Below are 19,980 nucleotides of genomic sequence, written 5' to 3'. Positions count from 1 at the left end.
TCTCCTATCTTATGTAATGTATTATATGATGATTAATTCTTCGGTAAAAAAATGTACTTACTGCCACAGAAGCAATTTCTGCAACTGGATAAGCAAACCAAACCATGGATAATTCCCCAATCCTTGAAAATAAAAATGCTACTGGAAGCAATACTATTAACTGCCTTGCAACAGAAACCATCATACTGTAGATTCCATTTCCCAAAGCCTGAAATACCCCTGATAAAATAACGCAATATCCTGCAAAAACAAAGCTCAGACTAATAATTCTTAAGGCCGGAACACCAATCTGCAACATCGTTTCCGAAGCATCAAACAGCATTAATAGCCTTCCAGGTATCGTTTGGATAATAACCAATCCAACTGCCATAATTCCAACTGCATAACAGACCCGATGGACTGCATAATAAAACATAGCGAGAATCCAAGCTGCATTCTGTCCAATAACAGTTGCAGTTGCTGCTCCTGCTATTCCCATTTTAGGCAAACCAAAATATCCAAAAATAAGAATAGGATCCAGAATAATATTGATCAGTGCTCCCATTCCCTGAGTAATCATAGTATAAATAGTTCTTCCTGTAGACTGAAGAAGTCTTTCAAAAGTCATCTGCCCCATAAGTCCGAAGGAACAGATACAACATATTCTCAGATACATTGTTCCTCCTTGAACAATGGTCGGAATATTTGTTTGCTTTACCATAAATCCATGGACAAAAATAGACCTGTACATAAAAAAATCAAATAACCAATAGACACCAGAAACAACCCATGATCAGCACAGCTATTTACTTTTTCCTGATTCCCTTCTCCCAGACTTCTGGAAAGAAGAGAATTAATTCCGACAGCCAGTCCTGCTACAACAGCAATCATCAAATTCTGTATGGGGAATGCCATTGATACTGCTGTCAATGCATGCTCGCTTAATCTGGATACAAAAATACTATCTACAACATTATATAATGCCTGAACAGTCATTGAAATCATCATGGGAAATGACATAGAAATTACCAGCTTAGATACCGGCATAGTTCCCATTTTATTTTCTTCTATATTCTCTTTTTTCCCTTTCATATCTTTCTTTCCCTCTTTGCCTCTTATCTTATTAATAACCGAAACGTTTCTGCTCATAATACACAACTTCTTATTGTATAAATAAAAGGAATATTATGTCAAGACATAATACTCCTTCTCTTAATAAATCACCTGGAAAAGACGATTAAAGTGCATGTTCCAATTCTAAAAGAAATTCTTTTAAATCCAGTCCTCCTGAATATCCAGTTAAAGATCCATTAATTCCAATTACTCTGTGGCATGGCACCACTATAGCTATTGGATTCTGATTATTCGCCATTCCAACCGCCCTGCAGCCCTTTGGAATTCCAATCTTCTCTGCAATATCCTTATATGTACAAGTCTGTCCGTAAGGTATCTCACACAATGCTTTCCAAACCTTCTGTTGAAATTCTGTTCCATGAAAAGATAAGGGAAGATCAAATTCTGTTCTCTCTCCAGCAAAATATTCCGTCAGCTGATATGCAGTATTCTGAATATTTGGGGTTTCTCTTTTCATTCCGACGTCTCTTCCTTGTGTGTGGAAATGTATGCCACATATGCCATGCCCGTCATCCACAATTGTTAATCTTCCGATTGGAAAATTATAATCGTAATAGTATCTCATATGCCCATCTCCTTTACATATATATTGTATCAGATTGAATAGAGTTGACAAGTCTTAATTTCTTTCGTAAAATTGTGGTAATTGAACATGAAAACAATTTTTTAATTTTATCTAGGAGGGATTTTAATTTGGACCCCAGTGTCATATTCCAGCTTATAGGAATTATTATTTTATTAGCTCTTTCTGCTTATTTTTCTTCAGCAGAAACTGCCTTAACAACAGTTAACCAGCATGCAGTTCGTGCAATAGCAGAAGATGGTGATAAGCGGGCAGAAACCGTTTTGAAGCTTATCGAGAATCCCAGTCAGATGCTTTCCAGCATTCTGGTTGGAAATAACCTTGTAAATATATCTGTTACATCTTTATCTACAACCCTGGCCATTGAAATTTTCGGCAATATGGGAGCTGGTATTGCAACTGGTATTTTGACTGTTCTTGTTTTAATTTTTGGTGAAATTACACCAAAGACTTATGCAACTATTAAGAACACAAAGCTTGCGTTATCTTATGCTTCCAGCATTTATTTTATTACCAGACTTTTAACTCCTGTTGTTTTTATCATCAATAAACTTTCAACAGGGCTGCTGATTCTGCTTCATATTGATTCTAAACAATCCAAACAAATTATGACTGAGAGGGAGCTGCGCACCATTGTAGATGTCAGTCATGAAGACGGGGTTATTGAAGATGATGAAAAGGATATGTTAAACAATGTTTTTGATTTTAAGGATGCAATTGCCAAAGACATAATGATTCCAAGAATCGATGTATCCTTCGTCTCTATTGATTCCTCATATGATGAAGTTATGGAAACATTTACAGAAGCACGTTTTTCCAGACTCCCAGTCTACGAAGGAAGCAAAGATAAAGTTGTTGGCATCGTATATTTAAAAGATGTATATTTTTACAGAACAAAACATCGTGATGAAGTTTTCCAGCTAAAAGATGTTCTAAGAGAACCTTTTTTTACTTATGAAACACAAAAAGTTTCCAGCCTTTTATCTCAAATGCGGGAAAAATCTGTTAGTTTCTCTATTGTATTAGATGAATATGGAATTACTGCTGGACTTATTACATTAGAAGATATTGTAGAAGAAATTTTTGGTGAAATCCGTGATGAATATGACCAAGATGAAATGAACAGTTTCCAGCAGCTGGATGATGGATCCTATCTTGTAGATGCTTCCATGAAACTGGACGATCTAAATGATCTGATTGATACTGATATTACATCTGAAGACTACGATTCACTTGGCGGTTATATGATCGAACTACTGGATCACCTCCCAGAAGAAGGGGAAACCGCTGAAGATCAACAGTTTATTTTTCAGATTGATCATGTTGAAAAAAATCGCATGGAAACGATTCACATGAAAAGAAAATCTCATACTGAAACTGAATAAGAAATATGTTATGTAATGAATAAGACCATGACTTCAATTTGAGAGTCATGGTCTTATTTTTCTATTTCTATCTAAAATAATCTACACCAGATTCAAAGATTTTCTGATCCTTATCTCCATAGATATTAATTCCAACATAACTATCACGTCTTTCAGAATGTCCCATCTTTCCAAGAACTCTTCCATCTGGACTTGTAATACCTTCAATTGCAAAGTAAGAACCATTTGGATTATAATCTTCATCCATAGTTGGATCTCCACTTAAATCAACATACTGTGTTGCAACCTGACCATTTGCAAAAAGTTCTTCAATAACATCATAGTTTGCTACAAAACGTCCTTCTCCATGAGATACAGGAATACTAAATGTATCTCCTACATTTACTTTGTTAAACCATGGAGACAGATTAGATACAACTTTTGTATATGCAATCTTTGAAATATGTCGTCCAATACGGTTCATAGTTAATGTTGGAGCGTCTGCTGTCTGTTCTACAATCTTTCCTTGTGGAACAAGACCAAGTTTAATCAGTGCCTGGAATCCATTACAGATACCAAGAACCAATCCATCTCTGTTTTCTAACAGATCCATAACAGATTCTTTCAGCTTTTCATTTCTAAATGCTGTTGCAAAGAATTTTGCTGAACCATCTGGTTCATCACCGGCACTAAATCCACCAGGGAACATAATCATCTGTGATTCTTTAATTGCTTTTTCGAATACCTCTACAGAATCACGAATTCCCTGAGCATCCAGATTCTTAAATACCTTTGTAATTACATTGGCTCCTGCACGCTCAAAAGCTCGTGCAGAATCATATTCACAGTTTGTACCTGGGAATACAGGAATAAATACATTTGGTTTGGCAACCTTATTCTTGCATACATATATATTACCTTTATTGTAAGTACGGGAAATATTTAATGTATCCTGACTTCCTTCTGATTTTGTTGGGAATACACTCTCTAATGGTTTTTTCCATGTATTCAGTGCATCTTCAAGAGTTACCACTTCATCTCCAAATACAAACTCATGTTTTTTAGTTACTTCACCAATCAAAAGTCCTGGAATACCAAGTTTATGAACATCCCTCGTGTCTGTTTCAACAACAAAAGAGCCAAAATGAGGATCTGTTAAATCTTCTAACGTGATTTCACTATCAAAGATAACTCCTAAGTGGTTACCAAATGCCATCTTGGCAACAGCTTCCATTGTTCCGCCTGAGCCAATTGCATAAGCAGATTTAATAACACCCTGTTTTATTAATTTATGAATTCGTCTATAAATCTTCTTCACTTCACTGTAAACCGGAAGGTTATACGCATCCGTTGGAATACATAAGCGTATCAGTCTATTTCCAGGTTTCTTCAATTCTGGAGTAATAACATTTTTTACATTTGCAACATCTACTGCAAAAGATACTAATGTTGGTGGTACATCAATATCATTAAAGGTTCCTGACATACTGTCTTTACCTCCAATGGATGCAAGACCAAATCCAAGCTGTGCCTGATATGCACCTAACAGTGCTGCAACAGGCTGTCCCCAACGTTCCTTATCATTACCAAGACGTTTAAAGTATTCCTGGAATGTTAAACGGATATCTCTATAATCTCCACCAGAAGCAACAATTTTTGCAATAGATTCTGTAATCGCATAAACAGCTCCATGGAACGGACTCCATTTGGAAAGATACGGATCAAATCCATAACTCATCATTGTAACCGTATCAGACTCACCTTTTAACAACGGAAGTTTTGCGATCATTGTCTGAATTGGTGTCAACTGATATTTTCCACCATATGGCATGGTTACTGTTGCTGCTCCGATAGAGCTGTCGAACATTTCAACCAGACCTTTCTGAGAACATACATTCAAATCAGATAATACATTCTTACACATTTCTTTGAAAGATTCAGCTTCATCTTTTCGGTTAAAGTATGATTCCACACGATGAGGAATCTCAACATATACTTCAGTTTCCTGATGTGCACCATTTGTATCCAGGAATGCTCTGGAAAGATTAACAATTTCCTTTCCTCTCCATGATAAAACAAGCCTTGGTTCTTCTGTTACAGTAGCAACTGCAACAGCTTCCAGGTTTTCTTCTGCAGAATATTCAAGGAATTTATCTACATCCTTTGGATCTACAACAACAGCCATACGTTCCTGAGACTCAGAAATTGCCAATTCAGTTCCATCAAGACCGGCATATTTTTTAGGTACTTTGTCCAGATTTACTGTTAATCCATCAGCAAGTTCTCCAATTGCCACAGATACTCCACCTGCACCAAAGTCATTACATTTCTTAATCAGACGGCTTACTTCTTCTCTACGGAATAAACGCTGAATTTTACGTTCTGTTGGAGGATTACCTTTCTGTACTTCTGCACCACATGTTTCTATAGACTCTTCTGTATGAACTTTAGATGAGCCTGTTGCTCCTCCACATCCATCACGACCTGTTCTTCCTCCAAGAAGAATAATAATATCACCAGGATCAGAATTCTCACGCACTACATTCTTTCTTGGTGCCGCACCCATAACTGCACCAATTTCCATACGTTTTGCCACATAATCAGGATGATAGATTTCATTAACCATTCCTGTAGCCAGCCCAATCTGATTTCCATAAGAACTGTAACCATGAGCTGCCCCTGTAACAATTTTTCTCTGTGGAAGTTTTCCCTTTAATGTTTCTTTTAATGAAACTGTCGGATCTGCTGCTCCTGTGACACGCATTGCCTGATAAACATAAGAACGTCCAGAAAGAGGATCACGGATAGCACCTCCCAGACAGGTTGCAGCACCACCAAATGGTTCAATTTCTGTTGGGTGGTTATGTGTTTCATTTTTAAAACTAATAAGCCACTCTTCCTCTTCCTGACCATCAATGGAAACAGGTACAACAATGCTACATGCATTGATTTCATCACTTTCTTCCATATTGTCCAGCATTCCATCTTTTTTCAGACGACGCATAGCCATTAATGCCATATCCATCAGACATACAAACTTATCATCTCTTCCTGCAAAAATACTTTTATGATCTTCCATATACTGATCATATGCATCCTGAAGAGGTGCACGATAAAATCCATCCTGAAATTCAATATTGGTAAGTTCTGTGGAAAAAGTTGTATGACGACAGTGATCAGACCAATATGTATCCAACACACGAATTTCTGTCATAGACGGATCTCTTTTTTCTTCTCCCGCAAAATAATTCTGGATGTGAAGAAAATCTTTAAATGTCATTGCCAGATTCAGTGAATCATACAATTCTTTTAATTTTCCTTCTTCCATCCCCTGAAAACCTTCAATAATCTTAACATCTTCCGGTTCATCAAATTCCATAACCAGGGTATCCGGTTTTTCTTCCCCTGCTTCTCTGGAATCTACAGGGTTGATACAATAACTTTTTATCTCTTCCAACTGCTCTGAAGTTAAATTTCCTTTTACTACATAAGTAGTTGCACTGCGAATGACAGCTTCCTCATCTTCATTTAAAAGTTTTACACATTGTTCTGCTGAATCTGCTCTCTGGTCAAACTGTCCAGGAAGAAATTCCACACTAAAACATACTTCATTCTCACCGCAAGGAAATGTTTCTTCATAAACATCATCGACCGGAGGTTCACTAAATACCGTTCCTAATGCTTTTTGATAACTTGCATCTGAAAGATTCTCAATGTCATAGCGAATCAGAACACGGATGTCTTCGATTTCAAGTCCCAGATACTGCCGTAGTTCTTCCAACAGTTCTTTTGCTTTAACTGCATAGTCTTTTTTCTTTTCTACATAGACTCTTTTAACTTTTCCCATGTTTCCCTCCCATATTTACTCATGTAGTTTCTTTATCACTTGAAATGCTGTCGCATTTTCTAATATTGTTGGCTGGTTCGATGCATAAAAGATAATTCCATCAACACTTGCTCGAACCTCTGACAAAATGGTTCCCTCATAAGGATCTAAGATTTCTCCCAGCAGCTGTCCACGTTTTATTTCTTCATTCACTCCCGCAAACCTTCGAAAAAAGCCTGCACTTTCCGCTTTGATTAAAATCATATCCTCTTCTTCTATAATACTCGCAATATACCCATTATGACAATTATATTTTAAAATTCCCATACGGGTCAAAAACCGAAGAACAGCAGATACTGCTTGTTTTGCCAGGACTTCATCTATATTTCCTGTTTCTCCCGAATATATAGAAAAAGCATCTGTCCCATTAATCTGCCAGTTATAATTTAAAGTTGTTTTATCAAAATTCCTTTGTTTACTTGTAATTACATAAGGAAGTCCAAACAAATTTGCAAGACTGGTGCTTTCTTTTCCCGTAGAAGGCATTCTGACATGAGGAATAAAATCACCTTTTCGATAAAAAGATGGAAAATGTATTCCATAACGAAAACCCTTTACCTTATCAAAAAAATTAGCTGCCAGCCGGCTGGTGGGTTCACCATCAAAATTTCCAGGAAACTGCCTGTTAATATCACTATTATCTGACACCCAGTATTTTTTCCCAACATTCATGGAAAAATTATTAATACATGGTATAATCAGAATCTCATTATTACCTACAATTGCCCCGTGGTTTTCCAGTTCTTTCAGTCGCTTTACCAATAAAGAGCAAATATACATCTGCTGATATTCATTTCCTCTCATTGATCCTACAATACAGGCTGCCGGCTCAGACATATCATCATTTTTCCCAAAACGATAAGCTACTATATTAAAGTCGTCTCTCAGATAGCTGCTTGCGGAGTATAATATTTCTTTTTTCATAAATGCTTCCCTCCTGCAATTCTTGCCACAAGAGAACCTTCTGTAACTCCCGGATGTTCTCGTAACGTCATAATCAAACCTTCTACAGGTGCAATTATCTCTTCTTCCACAGCTCCAAATAAAGGATTAGTTATAGTCCCGATAACTTCCCCCTGTTTTACATATTCATTTAGTTTTTTTCTTGATACAAAGATTCCACTGGATTCACAATTCAGATAGGAAATCTCATCTTCTTTTATAATAGGAACCTTTTTTCTCGAATGGCCTTTTCCCTTCCATATTCCTAACTCATTCATTATAGTAAATATCCCATCAATAATCTGCTCACAATAATCATATTTTATACGAAAGGCTCCCCCGGACTCTGTTACAAGAGTCGGTATCCCTTTTTTATTCAATGCGTACGCAAGACTTCCTTCATTAACTGTTGCAGATGGATGAATCCACACCAGATTTGTATTCATCAACCTGGATAAATGCAATAGTCTGTCATCAAAGTCATCATTAAGGCGCACTTGTGGCAGTTCCTGAAGAAAAATATTACTGGAATGAATATCAATACAGCAGGCAGCACCTTCCATATCTTCCATCAGTTTTGCTGCTGTATATTCTTCCATTCCTCCATTAATATCTCCGGGAAAAACTGTACTATAATCTATATCAGTAATAGGTACAACTCTGGTTCGTGCATCTAATCCCAATGGATTAATTGCCGGATAAACATCAACAATTCCTGTCAGCAAAGAATAATCTTCTTTGATCCTTTTTATAACCTGTCCACAGATATACTGTCCCCCAAGTTCATCTCCATATATTCCTGATACCAGACAAATTCTTTTTTCTTGTCCATTCATCTGATCTGGAAGTAAAGAGTTCTTTTTAATTTTTAACATTTCCCCAATTGGTAATTTTACAGATACCACTGTCTCTATCATGTTTAAGCCTCTTTTCTCTATTCTGTAAATAGAACTTTTAACAAAATTGGTGAAAGTAATGTTGTAACCAATACCATAATTACAACCGGTGCAAAATAAGTCTCAGATAATAATCCTACTCCGATTCCCTTCTGTGCAACAATCAGTGCCACTTCTCCTCGACATACCATTCCTGCTCCAATCTGCAGAGATTCTCTGATATTATATCTACATAATAATCCACCAATACCACATCCTAATATTTTACTAGCTACTGCAGCTACACAAAGGATAACGGTAAATATAATCAGAGCATTGCTCATTCCATGAACATCTACTTTTAATCCTATACTTGCAAAGAAAATCGGTGTCACCAGCATATAAGACATAATATCTATTTTTCTATGTATATAATAATTTTGTGGTGTTCTGCATAATATTATACCTGCAAGATATGCACCTGTGATATCTGCAATTCCAAATAATTCTGCCAGGAATGCAAGTCCGAAGCAAAATGCCAAAGCAAATACAGCTACTCTGCGTCGGTTTCTCTGAACACTCTGATCTTTGTATCCAGCCATCCATTCAAAGAATTTCTCCACAAAGAATCCTCCAATTCCTGCAATAGCGAAAAATGCTGCCATCTTTCCTATGATCAGCATAATAGAACCAAGATTAAAACTTCCAGAATTACCCACACTTGTCATCATTGAAAGAAGAATAATTCCCAAGATATCATCGATAATTGCTGCACCAAGAATTGCAGTTCCTACTCTTCCTTTTAATTTTCCCATATCCTGCAAAGTTTCTACAGTAATACTTACGGAAGTTGCCGTAAGCACAACACCCATAAATACAGATTCCATAACATTCTTATCAAGGACATAAGTTACTGCTGCACCCATAATCAGTGGAACCATTACTCCACATAATGCAATAATAAAAGCAGATAGACCACTCCGTTTCAACTCGTTAATGTCTGTTTCCAGACCTGCTTCAAACATCAATACAACCACACCGACTTCCGCCAGATTCAGTATTGTCTCAGAAGGTGTTACAACATCTAAAACAACAGGCCCTAGTATAATACCTGCCAGCAACGCTCCCACTACCGGCGGCATATTAAACTTCCTTGAAATCAAACTAAATGACTTTGTCAGTGCCAGAATAATTGCAAAATCCAGCAAAAATTTGTATTCTTCCATTTTCTTCTCCTTCTTTTCATGTCATCTCTTTTCCGTCATCTTTTTTGTCAATTCTTCTCTACCGTCTCGTATCGTATCATACAAAAAATATGTTGTCAATTATAGACGACACCAGATACTTTTCTTGCTTTTTTCTTCTATATTTAGTATAGTGAAAAAAAAGAAATGAGGTGTAATAATGAGCGAATTTGAAGAAGATGTTTACGTAGAAGAAGAAAATCCTATCCTACATCTGGAACTGGAAGATGGATCTATCCTTGATTGTGCTGTTATCAGTCTGTTTGAAGTAGACGGTCAGGATTACATTGCCCTTGTATCCATTGAAGATCTGGAAAGTGATGAGGAAGAAAGTGCTTTACTTATTTATCGTTATATAACTTCTCCAGATGATGAGGATTCTTTCAGTCTGGATAACATTGACAGCGATGAAGAATACCAGATGGTAACAGATGCTCTGGATGCCATTCTTGATGAAGAAGATGAAGAAGCATAAGTATTCTTCTCCTACTTCCTTACACATCAGCCCTGATTATCGGGGCTTTTTTTCATATTGGATCTTTGTCTGAAGAATCTTATCCAATTCATAAAACTTTTCTTCTTTTCCTTTACCATTTAAAACACAATCCATGGATATTCCCATAGAATCAAGCATCACTTCGGTCAGATCTTCCTTATACTGGATCAATATATTTCGCTTTTCCTGATGGTCTGAGGCATCTAAAAAAGCAGATAACGGCTTTATACTGCTTTCAGCGTCTTGTCTGTCATTCATCTTATTACTGAATTTTTCCTCTTCTGATTTCCATGTATGTATATTTGATTTTTCTTTTACAGCTGAGGAATCCATAGCCAGTTTTTCAAAACGATATTTGGCTTTTACCTCCGGATATTTTTTATGGTCAACTTCACTTAAAAACATGGAAACAGGTCTTGCATATATTTGAAAATCTCCATAAAGAGCCTGATAAATAACCAGCTTCTCTTCCGTCTCAGTATGTGTTGCAACTGTAACAATCTGATATAATTTATCTTTAAAATGCCGATAAAATTCACCTGGTCTTGGTATCTCTCTATCTTCCATCATGTTCCTTCCTCCTTTGATTTTTATACTCATTAAGTTCTGTCAGGAACCTTGATTCATTACTATCTTTATTATACATCTTTTTTACAGAAAGTACATGTAAATTTTTCTTTGTTCTTGTTACTGCAACATAAAACATTCTTCGCTCTTCTTCTATATCCTCTTCTTTTATCGCCTTTTTATGAGGCAAAATACCTTCATTTATATCAGGAAGAAATACCCTGTCAAATTCAAGTCCTTTAGCGCCATGCATGGTGCAAATAACAACGCCTTTTTTCTCCTCCTGGTTGCTTTTTGACTGACGGTTAAGTTCTTCAGTAAATTCCCGGATATATTCAAACCATTCTTCATATGTATCATATCCTCTAGCCGAATCACTTAGCTCTTCCAGCACCTGCATTAATTCTTCTTCACGCAGTTTTCGAAAGCGTGCGTATTCTGCTATATATGCATTATATCCAATGGACTTTCGAATATAAGTTATTGCAGTTGCCGGCGTCATGGTTGATAAAATACGTATATCCTCCTGCATTTCTTCAATATACTCTACAAGCCATGGTTTGTCTTCTGCCTTCTCCAAAAGACTTTCAAAAGAAACTTCCGGTTCTGTCAGTAGTTCTCTGCTAATATAACGCTTGGGACGGTTCATGACCCGTAAAAATGTACTTCGTCTTCTATCCCCTAATGCCAGTTTCATGTAATCCATGATATTCCTGGAAATCCAGTGATCAAATAGATTGGGAACAGTATCTTTCATATAAAACGGAATATTGTATGCCATTAAAGCACTTATCAGCGATCTTGGTCCCTGATTTGTTCTTGTTAGGATAGCTATCTGAGAAAGGGGTTTCTGTTTTGCCATTTCCTCTCTAATTGTATAAACAATATGCTTATTTTCTTCCCTTTGATCTTTAAATGTGCGAATTTCCACCGGATATTCAGTTCCACGATATGATTGCATTTCTTTTGGAAAACGTTTTTTATTGTGTTTTATGATGCATTCTGAAAATTCTACGATTTCTTTTCCCGAACGGTAATTTACATTTAAAATCACCTTTTTTGTTTCTGGAAAATCTTTTGGAAATCCAAGCATCAGCTCTGGACGGGCACCTCGAAACTTATAAATTGACTGATCATCATCTCCCACAATAAAAAGATTTTTCTGTTTTCCCATCATCATTTTGACAATTTCATACTGAATTTTATTAATGTCTTGAAATTCATCTATTAATATATATTGAAATCTCTGCTGCCATGCCTTTCTTATATCTGCTCGTTCTTTTAATAGTTCATATGTATATATGAGAATATCATCAAAATCAATCCAATGATTTTGATGCAGCATTTTCTCATATTCATTAAATACCCATTGAAAAATATCATCTGAACAGCTGGTACTATGATAATATTCCAATGTAAGCATCTGACTTTTCACCAGACTGATCTCCTGTATGATCCCTCTGATAAAATCGCCTTCATCATCAATTTCTAAATGTCTGTTATATATAATCTCACGAATCAAATCATACTTCTTATGTTCGGGCAATATATTATCCACCTGATAATGATATGCATATTTTAGAATTGTAAAGAATACAGAATGAAAGGTTCCAAAGGAAACCGGCAGGAATTTTCCTGCCACCCTTTGGAACCTCTCTTTCATTTCTCCAGCAGCTGCCCTGGTAAATGTAACAACCAGGATTCGCTCTGGTTTTATATGATATTTTTCAATCAGATACTGAACTCTTTTGGTAATAACAGTGGTTTTTCCTGAACCTGGACCTGCCAGAACCATCATTGGACCATTATTATGTTCCACGGCTTCCTTTTGTGCTTTGCTTAAGCCTGACACGGTATCTCTGCCTCCAGTTTTCCAATTGCTTTCTGTATACGTTTTACAGATTCTTCTTTTCCAAGAAGTTCCATTAACTCTGTAGCTCCTCCTGGTGTCATCTGCTTTCCGGAAACTGCAGTACGAACCGGCCACATAACATACCCGTTTTTATATTCATGACCTTTAGCAAAAGCAAGAAGCATCTCATACAGAGCATCATTTGTAAAATCTTCCTGTGCCTGAATAACCGGAAGAATTTCCTTTAATACATCCAAAGAAGATTCTGGTGTTGTTTTCATCTTTTTATGTTTATACATGGAAATATCATATTCTGGAACTTTTTCAAAGAAATCAATATGTCCAGGAATCTCTGTAAACAATTCAATTCTTGTTTTTACCATTGAAAGGATCTTATCAAAATCCATCTCTCTATGGATGGTTTCTTTAACATATGGCATAGCCATCTCTTTAAAACGATCAAAATCCATCGCTTTAATATATTCTCCATTCATCCATGCAATTTTCTTTGTATCAAAAACTGCAGGAGTTTTGGACATGTGAGTATAATCAAAGATTTCTTCCAGTTCTTTTAATGAGAATATTTCTTTTTCGCCCCCTGGACTCCATCCAAGAAGTGCAACAAAGTTTACGATTGTTTCTGGTAAAAATCCCTGATCCAGTAAATCTTCAAAGGAAGAGTGTCCTTTTCTCTTGCTTAATTTATGATGATCCTCATCTGTAATCAGCGGGCAATGGATATAGACTGGCTTCTCCCATCCAAATGCATCGTAAAGCCTATTGTATTTTGGTGTGGAAGATAAATATTCATTTCCACGAACTACATGAGTAATTCCCATTAAATGGTCATCTACAACATTAGCAAAATTATATGTTGGATATCCATCTGATTTGATCAGAATCATATCATCCAGCTCAATGTTATCTACTGTAATTTCTCCATAAATTTCATCCACAAAAGATGTTGTTCCCTCTGTCGGATTATTCTGGCGAATAACATATGGAACTCCTGCATCCAGTTTTTCCTGTACCTCTTCTTTGCTCAGTCCAAGACAATGCTTATCATAATGACTGATAACCACATCTCCTGACTTAACCTTTAAAGTATCCAGACGTTCCTGATCACAGAAACAGTAATATGCTTCCCCTTTTTCAATTAATTTTTTTGCATATTCCAGATAAAGTCCCTGTGCCTGACGTTCACTCTGAACATATGGACCTACTCCGCCATCCTTATCCGGTCCCTCGTCATGATTCATTCCAGCTTTTTCCAAAGTATTATAAATAATCTCTTCTGCTCCCTCGACCTGTCTTACCTGATCTGTATCTTCAATTCTTAAAATAAAATCTCCACCTGCATGACGTGCAATTAAATATGCATATAAGGCAGTTCTTAAGTTTCCAACATGCATCCTTCCGGTAGGACTCGGTGCAAATCTTGTTCTTACTTTGCTCATTGTTTTCTCCTATTCTAAAAATTCTGTAATTAGAACTTTCTATATTAAATTCTTTTCTTATTCTACTGAAATTCTTCTTCTTTGTAAAGAGGAAACGGTTCTAAGCTTCTCTTCAAAATACCCTGAATGGCTGCAATTAACACTCCATAATTTACAATTGGAACACCTGCTGCCTTGACACGGGCAATCCGGCTTTTCATTTCCCTTCGGTTTAAAGTGCATCCTCCGCAGTGAATCACCAAATCATAAGTCTCAAGATCCTCTGGAAATGAATTTCCGCTACTGGTATAAAAATTAAAATCTTTTCCTGTATACTGGCGAAGCCATCTTGGAATTTTGACTGTTCCTATATCATCACACTGTCTGTGATGGGTACATCCTTCTGCAATCAGAATCTTAGCTCCATCATTAAGGGTGTCTAACACTTTAACCCCTTTTATTTCTTCTCCCAGATCTCCTTTATACCGTGCAAAAAGAATAGAAAATGATGTAAGTGGAATATCTTTTGGAACATCCGCAGCAACTTTTGAAAACACCTGGGAATCTGTAATTACCAAAGCTGGTTTTTTTCCAAGATTTTCCAATGTTTCTTTCAGCTCATATTCTTTTACCACGATTGCTGTGGCATCCGCTTCCAGAATATCTCGAATCGTCTGCTGCTGTGGTAAAATGAGCCTTCCCTTTGGAGCAGCTTTGTCGATTGGCACCACCAATACAACAAAATCTGATGGTTGTATCAAATCTCCTACAATCTGAAATTTTTCTTCCTCTTGTGGTAATAACTTCCCTATGTTCTCTTTTAATTCTTCAATTCCTGTTCCATCAGCAGCACTGACAAAAATCGCATGATTCTCCTTCCATGGCATGATTCCAAGATCAATCTTATTGTAAACTTTAATATAAGGCAGATTCTTTTTCTCAATGATTTCTATCATCTGTTTTTCAAAAGATGATATTCCCTGTGCCGCATCTACTACGATTAAAGCAATATCTGCTTTGTTTAATACTTCTTTTGCTTTTTTTACACGTTTTTCTCCCAGCTCTCCTTCGTCATCCAGACCTGGAGTATCAATCATAACAACGGGACCCAAAGGAAGAAGTTCCATTGCCTTATATACAGGATCTGTTGTAGTTCCTTTTATATCTGATACAATTGCAAGCTCCTGATTGGTCAGAGCATTTACAAGACTAGATTTTCCTGCATTTCTCTTTCCTAAAAGTGCAATATGTATTCGATCACCTCTTGGTGTCTGATTTAAACTCATTTACATTCCTCCTTTTCTTATCTCTGTGCCTTACGATACCCTGCTTTTTTTGCCTCTTTCTCACTATGAAAAATTACAAGATACTTGGAATCTGCCATATTCTCATAATCTTTCTGACCAGGACAGTGATAAACTTTAGATCTTTTATTCCCTCGAATAACAACTGAAGAATTATCTGTCGTTTTGCTTTTCTCCGAAGAAAGAGAGCTTTCTCCGGTTTCATAATCTATATCTACTCCATCCTGCACATTATATACGAATACATTGAATTCAATATCTTTTCCTTTATCCTCCACAGACATAGCTTCCATCTGAACCCCTTTAGCAACCAGATTATCACCTTCAAAAACCGGAGTCACACGATAAAGCACATGATTACCAGTTTCACGAACATAATCGCCAACCATTTCCTCATATGGCAGCATTCCGTCCACATTAAAAGATCTGGTTCCTGTAATCAGATTTTTTTCATTGGCATTTTCACCAGTTAACTGGTGTGCGATTAAATGACACCGATTATATAAATATTTTCCATCCACACTATCATATTTTACAGTATGCCATCCTGTTGGTTTAATCATTCCAATAGCTTCACGCTTCTTAGTTGGCATAATATCCTTCCCGATACATGCCTGGGCTGTCTGACATCTTCCCTCGGAATCCAGATTACTGTAGGATTCATAAGAATCTTTTGTCATTTCCTCTTCTGAAAAATCTGGTTCATTATTGTTAAGCGCAATTGTCATCTCTCCTGAATAAGCAGGAATATCTTTTTCCGAAATAGTTTTCTCTGAATTAATATTCTGATGATTACCTGTCTGACTTTCTACTTCACTGCATCCTGTCATGAAAACAGCCAGTAATACTGCCATGATTACAGCATAAATCTGTTTCTTCAACCTCATTTTATAATTCTCCTTTTCACTGATATACTTGTTTTAAAATTAAATGAGAAGATCCTTCTATCTCCTCCTGTTCAATCAGATTCCAGCTTTCCAGATTCAAATCCAGTTTCATATCAGCCGGATATTTCTTTTGCCACCGAAATATGATGAGCTTTTCTATCTTATCCTTCAATGGAGCAATTTTCTGATCTTCTACTATGCAGTAATCTCCATGTTCTGCCTGATAAAGAAAATCTTCGCAAACTTCTGCATGAGAAAAATCCTGATATAATGCCCTGGAATAATTATTCATCCATACTTTATCATCTATGGTCATTTCTTTAATATACTGTCGCAAAGCTCTATCCTGACTCTGCCGCCTATGATTGAACATCATTCCATTTTGATCATCCAGACACAAAATTATCTTCAAAATCCCACTCCTTTCCCTCTTGATAGTATATATCATTTTCTTTAGAAATCCTAGAAATTTTCATGACTTGTCTGTATAATATCATCCAAAGGAGGTTACTTACATGAATGAAACACAAAAAGCCTATGAAAACTTTAAATTAAACGACCGTACAGTGCATCCTTCTTTGATTCAGGCTATCATAACAGTAAAATCCGCTGCAGTACATACTATGAAAGAACTCCAATTAATGGATAGCCAGAAAGCAGATTATATTCTCAGTGCCTGTCAGAATATTTTATCAAAGAATGATATGTCGCCATTTATCACTCACCCTCTGCAAGGTGGAGCCGGCACATCAACTCATATGAATGTTAATGAAGTTCTTGCAGAACATGCGATGGAGTTATCAGGTCATATAATAACAATTGATCCTCTAGATGATGTCAATCGTTTCCAGTCTACCAATGATATCTATCCAACTGCGTTACGAATTGCCTCCATCCAATGGATTCGTAAACTAAGCAAAGAAGTTTCAAAACTTCAGGAAAGTTTACAGCAGAAAGAAAATATGTTTGATTCCATAAAAAAAATGGGGAGAACTCAGCTACAAGATGCTCTTCCTATAACCTTAGGGAATGAATTCGGATGTTATGCCCAGGCTATTTCCAGAGACCGATGGCGCATATATAAAGTTGAAGAACGTCTCCGCCAGGTAAATTTAGGTGGAACCGCTGTAGGAACAGGCAGCAACGCCAACCGAAAATACACATTCAGAGTCATTGAGCATCTGAGAGACATAACAGGCATAGGTTTATCCAGAGCAGAATATCCTATGGATTTAACTCAAAATCAGGACGTTTTTGTAGAAGTATCCGGTTTGCTAAAAGGTCTTGCAGTGAATCTTATGAAGATCAGTAATGATCTTCGTCTTATGAATTCCTCTCCATATGGTGAAATCCATTTAAAACCGTTACAAAAAGGTTCCACCATCATGCCAGGAAAAGTAAATCCTGTTCTTCCTGAAATGATCAGTCAGGTGGCAATTCAGGTTATGGCAAATGACTCTGCCATTTCTATTGCTGCAGCAAATGGACAATTCGAATTAAATGCCTTTTTACCTCTAATTGCTGACAATTTGTTAACCAGCCTGGAACTTCTCACAAATGGCGTCTCACTTTTTTGTGAAAAATGTATTGTCCCTCTTACAGCCAGTGAAAAAGGATGCGAAAAACATCTTCATTCTGTTACGTCTGCCCTCACTCAGCTTGTACCTGTCATTGGTTACGATCTGGCAGAAAAAATCTCCATCGAATGTGATGGAGATCTGGAAAAAATGCATACATTATTAAAAAAGTACCTGACACCTAAACAACAAGAGAATCTTTTAAATTTATGAAACCGCTCTTATTCTATTATTTTCATATTTTGGTTCCGTCATATTTTCCGGCTTCAAAATCTGAATCAATTGGTTTTTTTCTATTAAACCACTTTCTAAAACCAGTTCTGAAACTGTTTTATTAGTTTTTAATGATTTCTTAGCAATTTCTGCTGCCTTTTTATAACCAATATACGGACAAAGGGCAGTAGAAATTCCTACACTTGCTTCAACATACTTTCTACACTGTTTCTTATTTGCTGTAATTCCCACAATACAATGTTCCACAAAAGTTTTTACTGCTTCTCCAAGAGTATCTACAGATTCAAATAAATGATAAAAAAGTACAGGCTCAAAAGCATTTAATTCCAGCTGTCCGGCTTCTGCTGCCATTGTAATTGTACAATCATGGCCAATTATCAGATATGCAACCTGAGATACCACTTCCGGTATGACCGGATTTACTTTTCCCGGCATAATAGATGAGCCATTCTGTCTTGCCGGAAGCTGAATTTCTGCAATTCCTGTCTTGGGTCCGGAAGACAATAGTCTTAGATCATTGGCTATTTTTGATAAATTTACTGCACATGTTTTTAATGCATTGGAGACAGTGACAAAACCATCCAAATTCTGGGTTGCATCAACGAGGTCCTCTGACTGTCTCAATGTCATTCCAGTTATGACATTTAACTGATAGATAATATTGGATAAGTAGTATGAATCAACATTAATCGCCGTTCCTATAGCTGTACCTCCCAGATTCACTGTTTTCATTTCTTCCATAGCTGATTCCAATCGATGGATATCTCTTTCCACAACAGACGCATATGCATGAAAACTCTGTCCGAGTTTCATTGGTACAGCATCTTGAAGCTGTGTCCTGCCCATTTTTACAACATCATCAAACTCTGTCGCTTTTATCAATAATATATCTTTAAGTCTTCGCAGCCAGTCGATGGTCCCTGGCAAAATCTTCAGAATTGTTAACTTTCCCGCTGTTGGTATAACATCATTAGTTGACTGAGACATATTTACATGATCATTTGGATGCACAATGCTGTAGTCGCCCTTTTCTCCTCCCAAAAGTTCAATTGCTCTGTTGGCTATAACTTCATTCACATTCATATTTGCTGATGTTCCTGCACCTCCCTGAATTGCGTCAACAATAAACTGATCCCGAAACATTCCCTTTAAAATTTCATCACACGCGGTCACGATGGCTGTTTCAATTTCAACCGATAATTTTCCAGCTTTTCTGTTGGTAATTGCTGCTGCTTTTTTTATATTTACAATACAATCAATAAAAACCGGATGCATAGGCTGGTGAGTGATTTGAAAATTTTCTGCTGCCCGCATACTTTGTACACCATAATATGCTTCTTTAGGTACATTTAAAGTTCCAATTGAATCACTTTCCATTCTCGTTAACATCATCATATCCTCTTTTCTGTATACTGTGTTTATGTCTTCATTTCATGTAAACGAGCATATCATCGAAAAATTTTTCCGTAAATACTTTTTCCTCATGAATTATAATTTTAATTGAATTCATAACATTCACTTAATAATTTGAAACAAATTTTGTATACACTTAAAATAATTAAGGAAAGATATTTGAAATCAGCCAAAAACTGTATTATACTTTAAAAGACTTTATTTTTT

The 19,980-nt window shown here is 36.5% G+C and carries 15 protein-coding genes and 1 pseudogene; 3 read left to right on the top strand and 13 right to left on the bottom strand.

Annotated features, from left to right (window positions below; genetic code table 11):
- Window positions 1-4: 4 nt before the first annotated feature.
- Both KTB61_RS13315 and KTB61_RS01750 read right to left on the bottom strand, forming a co-directional pair.
- Window positions 5-1,071: pseudogene (locus KTB61_RS13315) on the bottom strand (MATE family efflux transporter).
- Window positions 1,072-1,216: 145 nt separating this feature from the next.
- Window positions 1,217-1,678, bottom strand: coding sequence for a methylated-DNA--[protein]-cysteine S-methyltransferase (locus tag KTB61_RS01750; RefSeq protein WP_075758976.1), 462 nt, complete (start codon window positions 1,676-1,678; stop codon window positions 1,217-1,219).
- Window positions 1,679-1,806: 128 nt separating this feature from the next.
- Between KTB61_RS01750 and KTB61_RS01745 the strand changes: the two genes are divergently transcribed.
- Window positions 1,807-3,081, top strand: a complete 1,275-nt coding sequence (locus KTB61_RS01745) for an HlyC/CorC family transporter (protein WP_075758977.1) — start codon at window positions 1,807-1,809, stop codon at window positions 3,079-3,081.
- A 67-nt stretch (window positions 3,082-3,148) separates the two neighbouring features.
- Here KTB61_RS01745 and KTB61_RS01740 read toward each other — a convergent pair whose 3' ends face one another.
- The 4 genes from KTB61_RS01740 to KTB61_RS01725 are packed head-to-tail and all read right to left on the bottom strand — an operon-like array spanning window position 3,149 to window position 9,989.
- Window positions 3,149-6,907, bottom strand: coding sequence for a phosphoribosylformylglycinamidine synthase (locus KTB61_RS01740; RefSeq protein WP_216696671.1), 3,759 nt, complete (start codon window positions 6,905-6,907; stop codon window positions 3,149-3,151).
- A 15-nt stretch (window positions 6,908-6,922) separates the two neighbouring features.
- On the bottom strand, window positions 6,923-7,870 hold the full coding sequence (locus tag KTB61_RS01735) for a M14 family metallopeptidase (RefSeq protein WP_075758979.1): 948 nt from the start codon (window positions 7,868-7,870) through the stop codon (window positions 6,923-6,925).
- The gene (locus KTB61_RS01730; protein ID WP_075758980.1) at window positions 7,867-8,805 is read right to left on the bottom strand and encodes a M14 family metallopeptidase; all 939 of its coding nucleotides are present in this window, start codon (window positions 8,803-8,805) and stop codon (window positions 7,867-7,869) included. The genes KTB61_RS01735 and KTB61_RS01730 overlap by 4 nt, the downstream gene beginning before the upstream one ends.
- Before the next feature lie 17 nt (window positions 8,806-8,822).
- On the bottom strand, window positions 8,823-9,989 hold the full coding sequence (locus KTB61_RS01725) for a cation:proton antiporter (RefSeq protein WP_075758981.1): 1,167 nt from the start codon (window positions 9,987-9,989) through the stop codon (window positions 8,823-8,825).
- A gap of 178 nt (window positions 9,990-10,167) precedes the next feature.
- Between KTB61_RS01725 and KTB61_RS01720 the strand changes: the two genes are divergently transcribed.
- Complete coding sequence (locus KTB61_RS01720) at window positions 10,168-10,482, top strand: DUF1292 domain-containing protein (protein ID WP_075758982.1); 315 nt, start codon at window positions 10,168-10,170, stop codon at window positions 10,480-10,482.
- 36 nt (window positions 10,483-10,518) lie between these two features.
- Here KTB61_RS01720 and KTB61_RS01715 read toward each other — a convergent pair whose 3' ends face one another.
- The 6 genes from KTB61_RS01715 to KTB61_RS01690 form a co-directional block, all read right to left on the bottom strand.
- The gene (locus KTB61_RS01715; protein ID WP_075760511.1) at window positions 10,519-11,070 is read right to left on the bottom strand and encodes a DUF1653 domain-containing protein; all 552 of its coding nucleotides are present in this window, start codon (window positions 11,068-11,070) and stop codon (window positions 10,519-10,521) included.
- The gene (locus KTB61_RS01710) at window positions 11,060-12,922 is read right to left on the bottom strand and encodes an ATP-dependent helicase (protein ID WP_075758983.1); all 1,863 of its coding nucleotides are present in this window, start codon (window positions 12,920-12,922) and stop codon (window positions 11,060-11,062) included. The genes KTB61_RS01715 and KTB61_RS01710 overlap by 11 nt, the downstream gene beginning before the upstream one ends.
- A complete protein-coding gene (gltX, locus tag KTB61_RS01705) occupies window positions 12,910-14,379 on the bottom strand; it encodes a glutamate--tRNA ligase (protein ID WP_216696670.1) in 1,470 nt (489 codons plus the stop codon). Before gltX ends, KTB61_RS01710 begins: the two co-directional genes overlap by 13 nt.
- A 62-nt stretch (window positions 14,380-14,441) precedes the next feature.
- Complete coding sequence (gene hydF, locus KTB61_RS01700; RefSeq protein WP_075758985.1) at window positions 14,442-15,644, bottom strand: [FeFe] hydrogenase H-cluster maturation GTPase HydF; 1,203 nt, start codon at window positions 15,642-15,644, stop codon at window positions 14,442-14,444.
- Between the two features lie 17 nt (window positions 15,645-15,661).
- Window positions 15,662-16,549, bottom strand: coding sequence for a DNA/RNA non-specific endonuclease (locus KTB61_RS01695; protein WP_075758986.1), 888 nt, complete (start codon window positions 16,547-16,549; stop codon window positions 15,662-15,664).
- Window positions 16,550-16,565: 16 nt separating this feature from the next.
- Entirely contained in the window at window positions 16,566-16,961 is a 396-nt protein-coding gene (locus tag KTB61_RS01690) for a hypothetical protein (RefSeq protein ID WP_075758987.1), read from the bottom strand.
- A gap of 103 nt (window positions 16,962-17,064) precedes the next feature.
- Here KTB61_RS01690 and KTB61_RS01685 point away from each other — a divergent pair, with 103 nt between their 5' ends.
- Window positions 17,065-18,339, top strand: a complete 1,275-nt coding sequence (locus tag KTB61_RS01685; RefSeq protein WP_216696669.1) for a lyase family protein — start codon at window positions 17,065-17,067, stop codon at window positions 18,337-18,339.
- Here KTB61_RS01685 and KTB61_RS01680 read toward each other — a convergent pair.
- Window positions 18,334-19,749: an aspartate ammonia-lyase gene (locus KTB61_RS01680; protein WP_216696668.1), complete on the bottom strand. Its 1,416-nt coding sequence runs from the start codon at window positions 19,747-19,749 to the stop codon at window positions 18,334-18,336. The two genes, KTB61_RS01685 and KTB61_RS01680, sit on opposite strands and share 6 nt — an antisense overlap.
- Between the last annotated feature and the right edge of the window lie 231 nt (window positions 19,750-19,980).

The sequence above is a fragment of the Anaerostipes faecalis genome, from assembly GCF_018982945.1.
GTDB lineage: Bacteria > Bacillota > Clostridia > Lachnospirales > Lachnospiraceae > Anaerostipes > Anaerostipes faecalis.
Note: the sequence above shows the minus strand (reverse complement) of the source record. Positions and strands in the feature narration are given on the sequence as shown.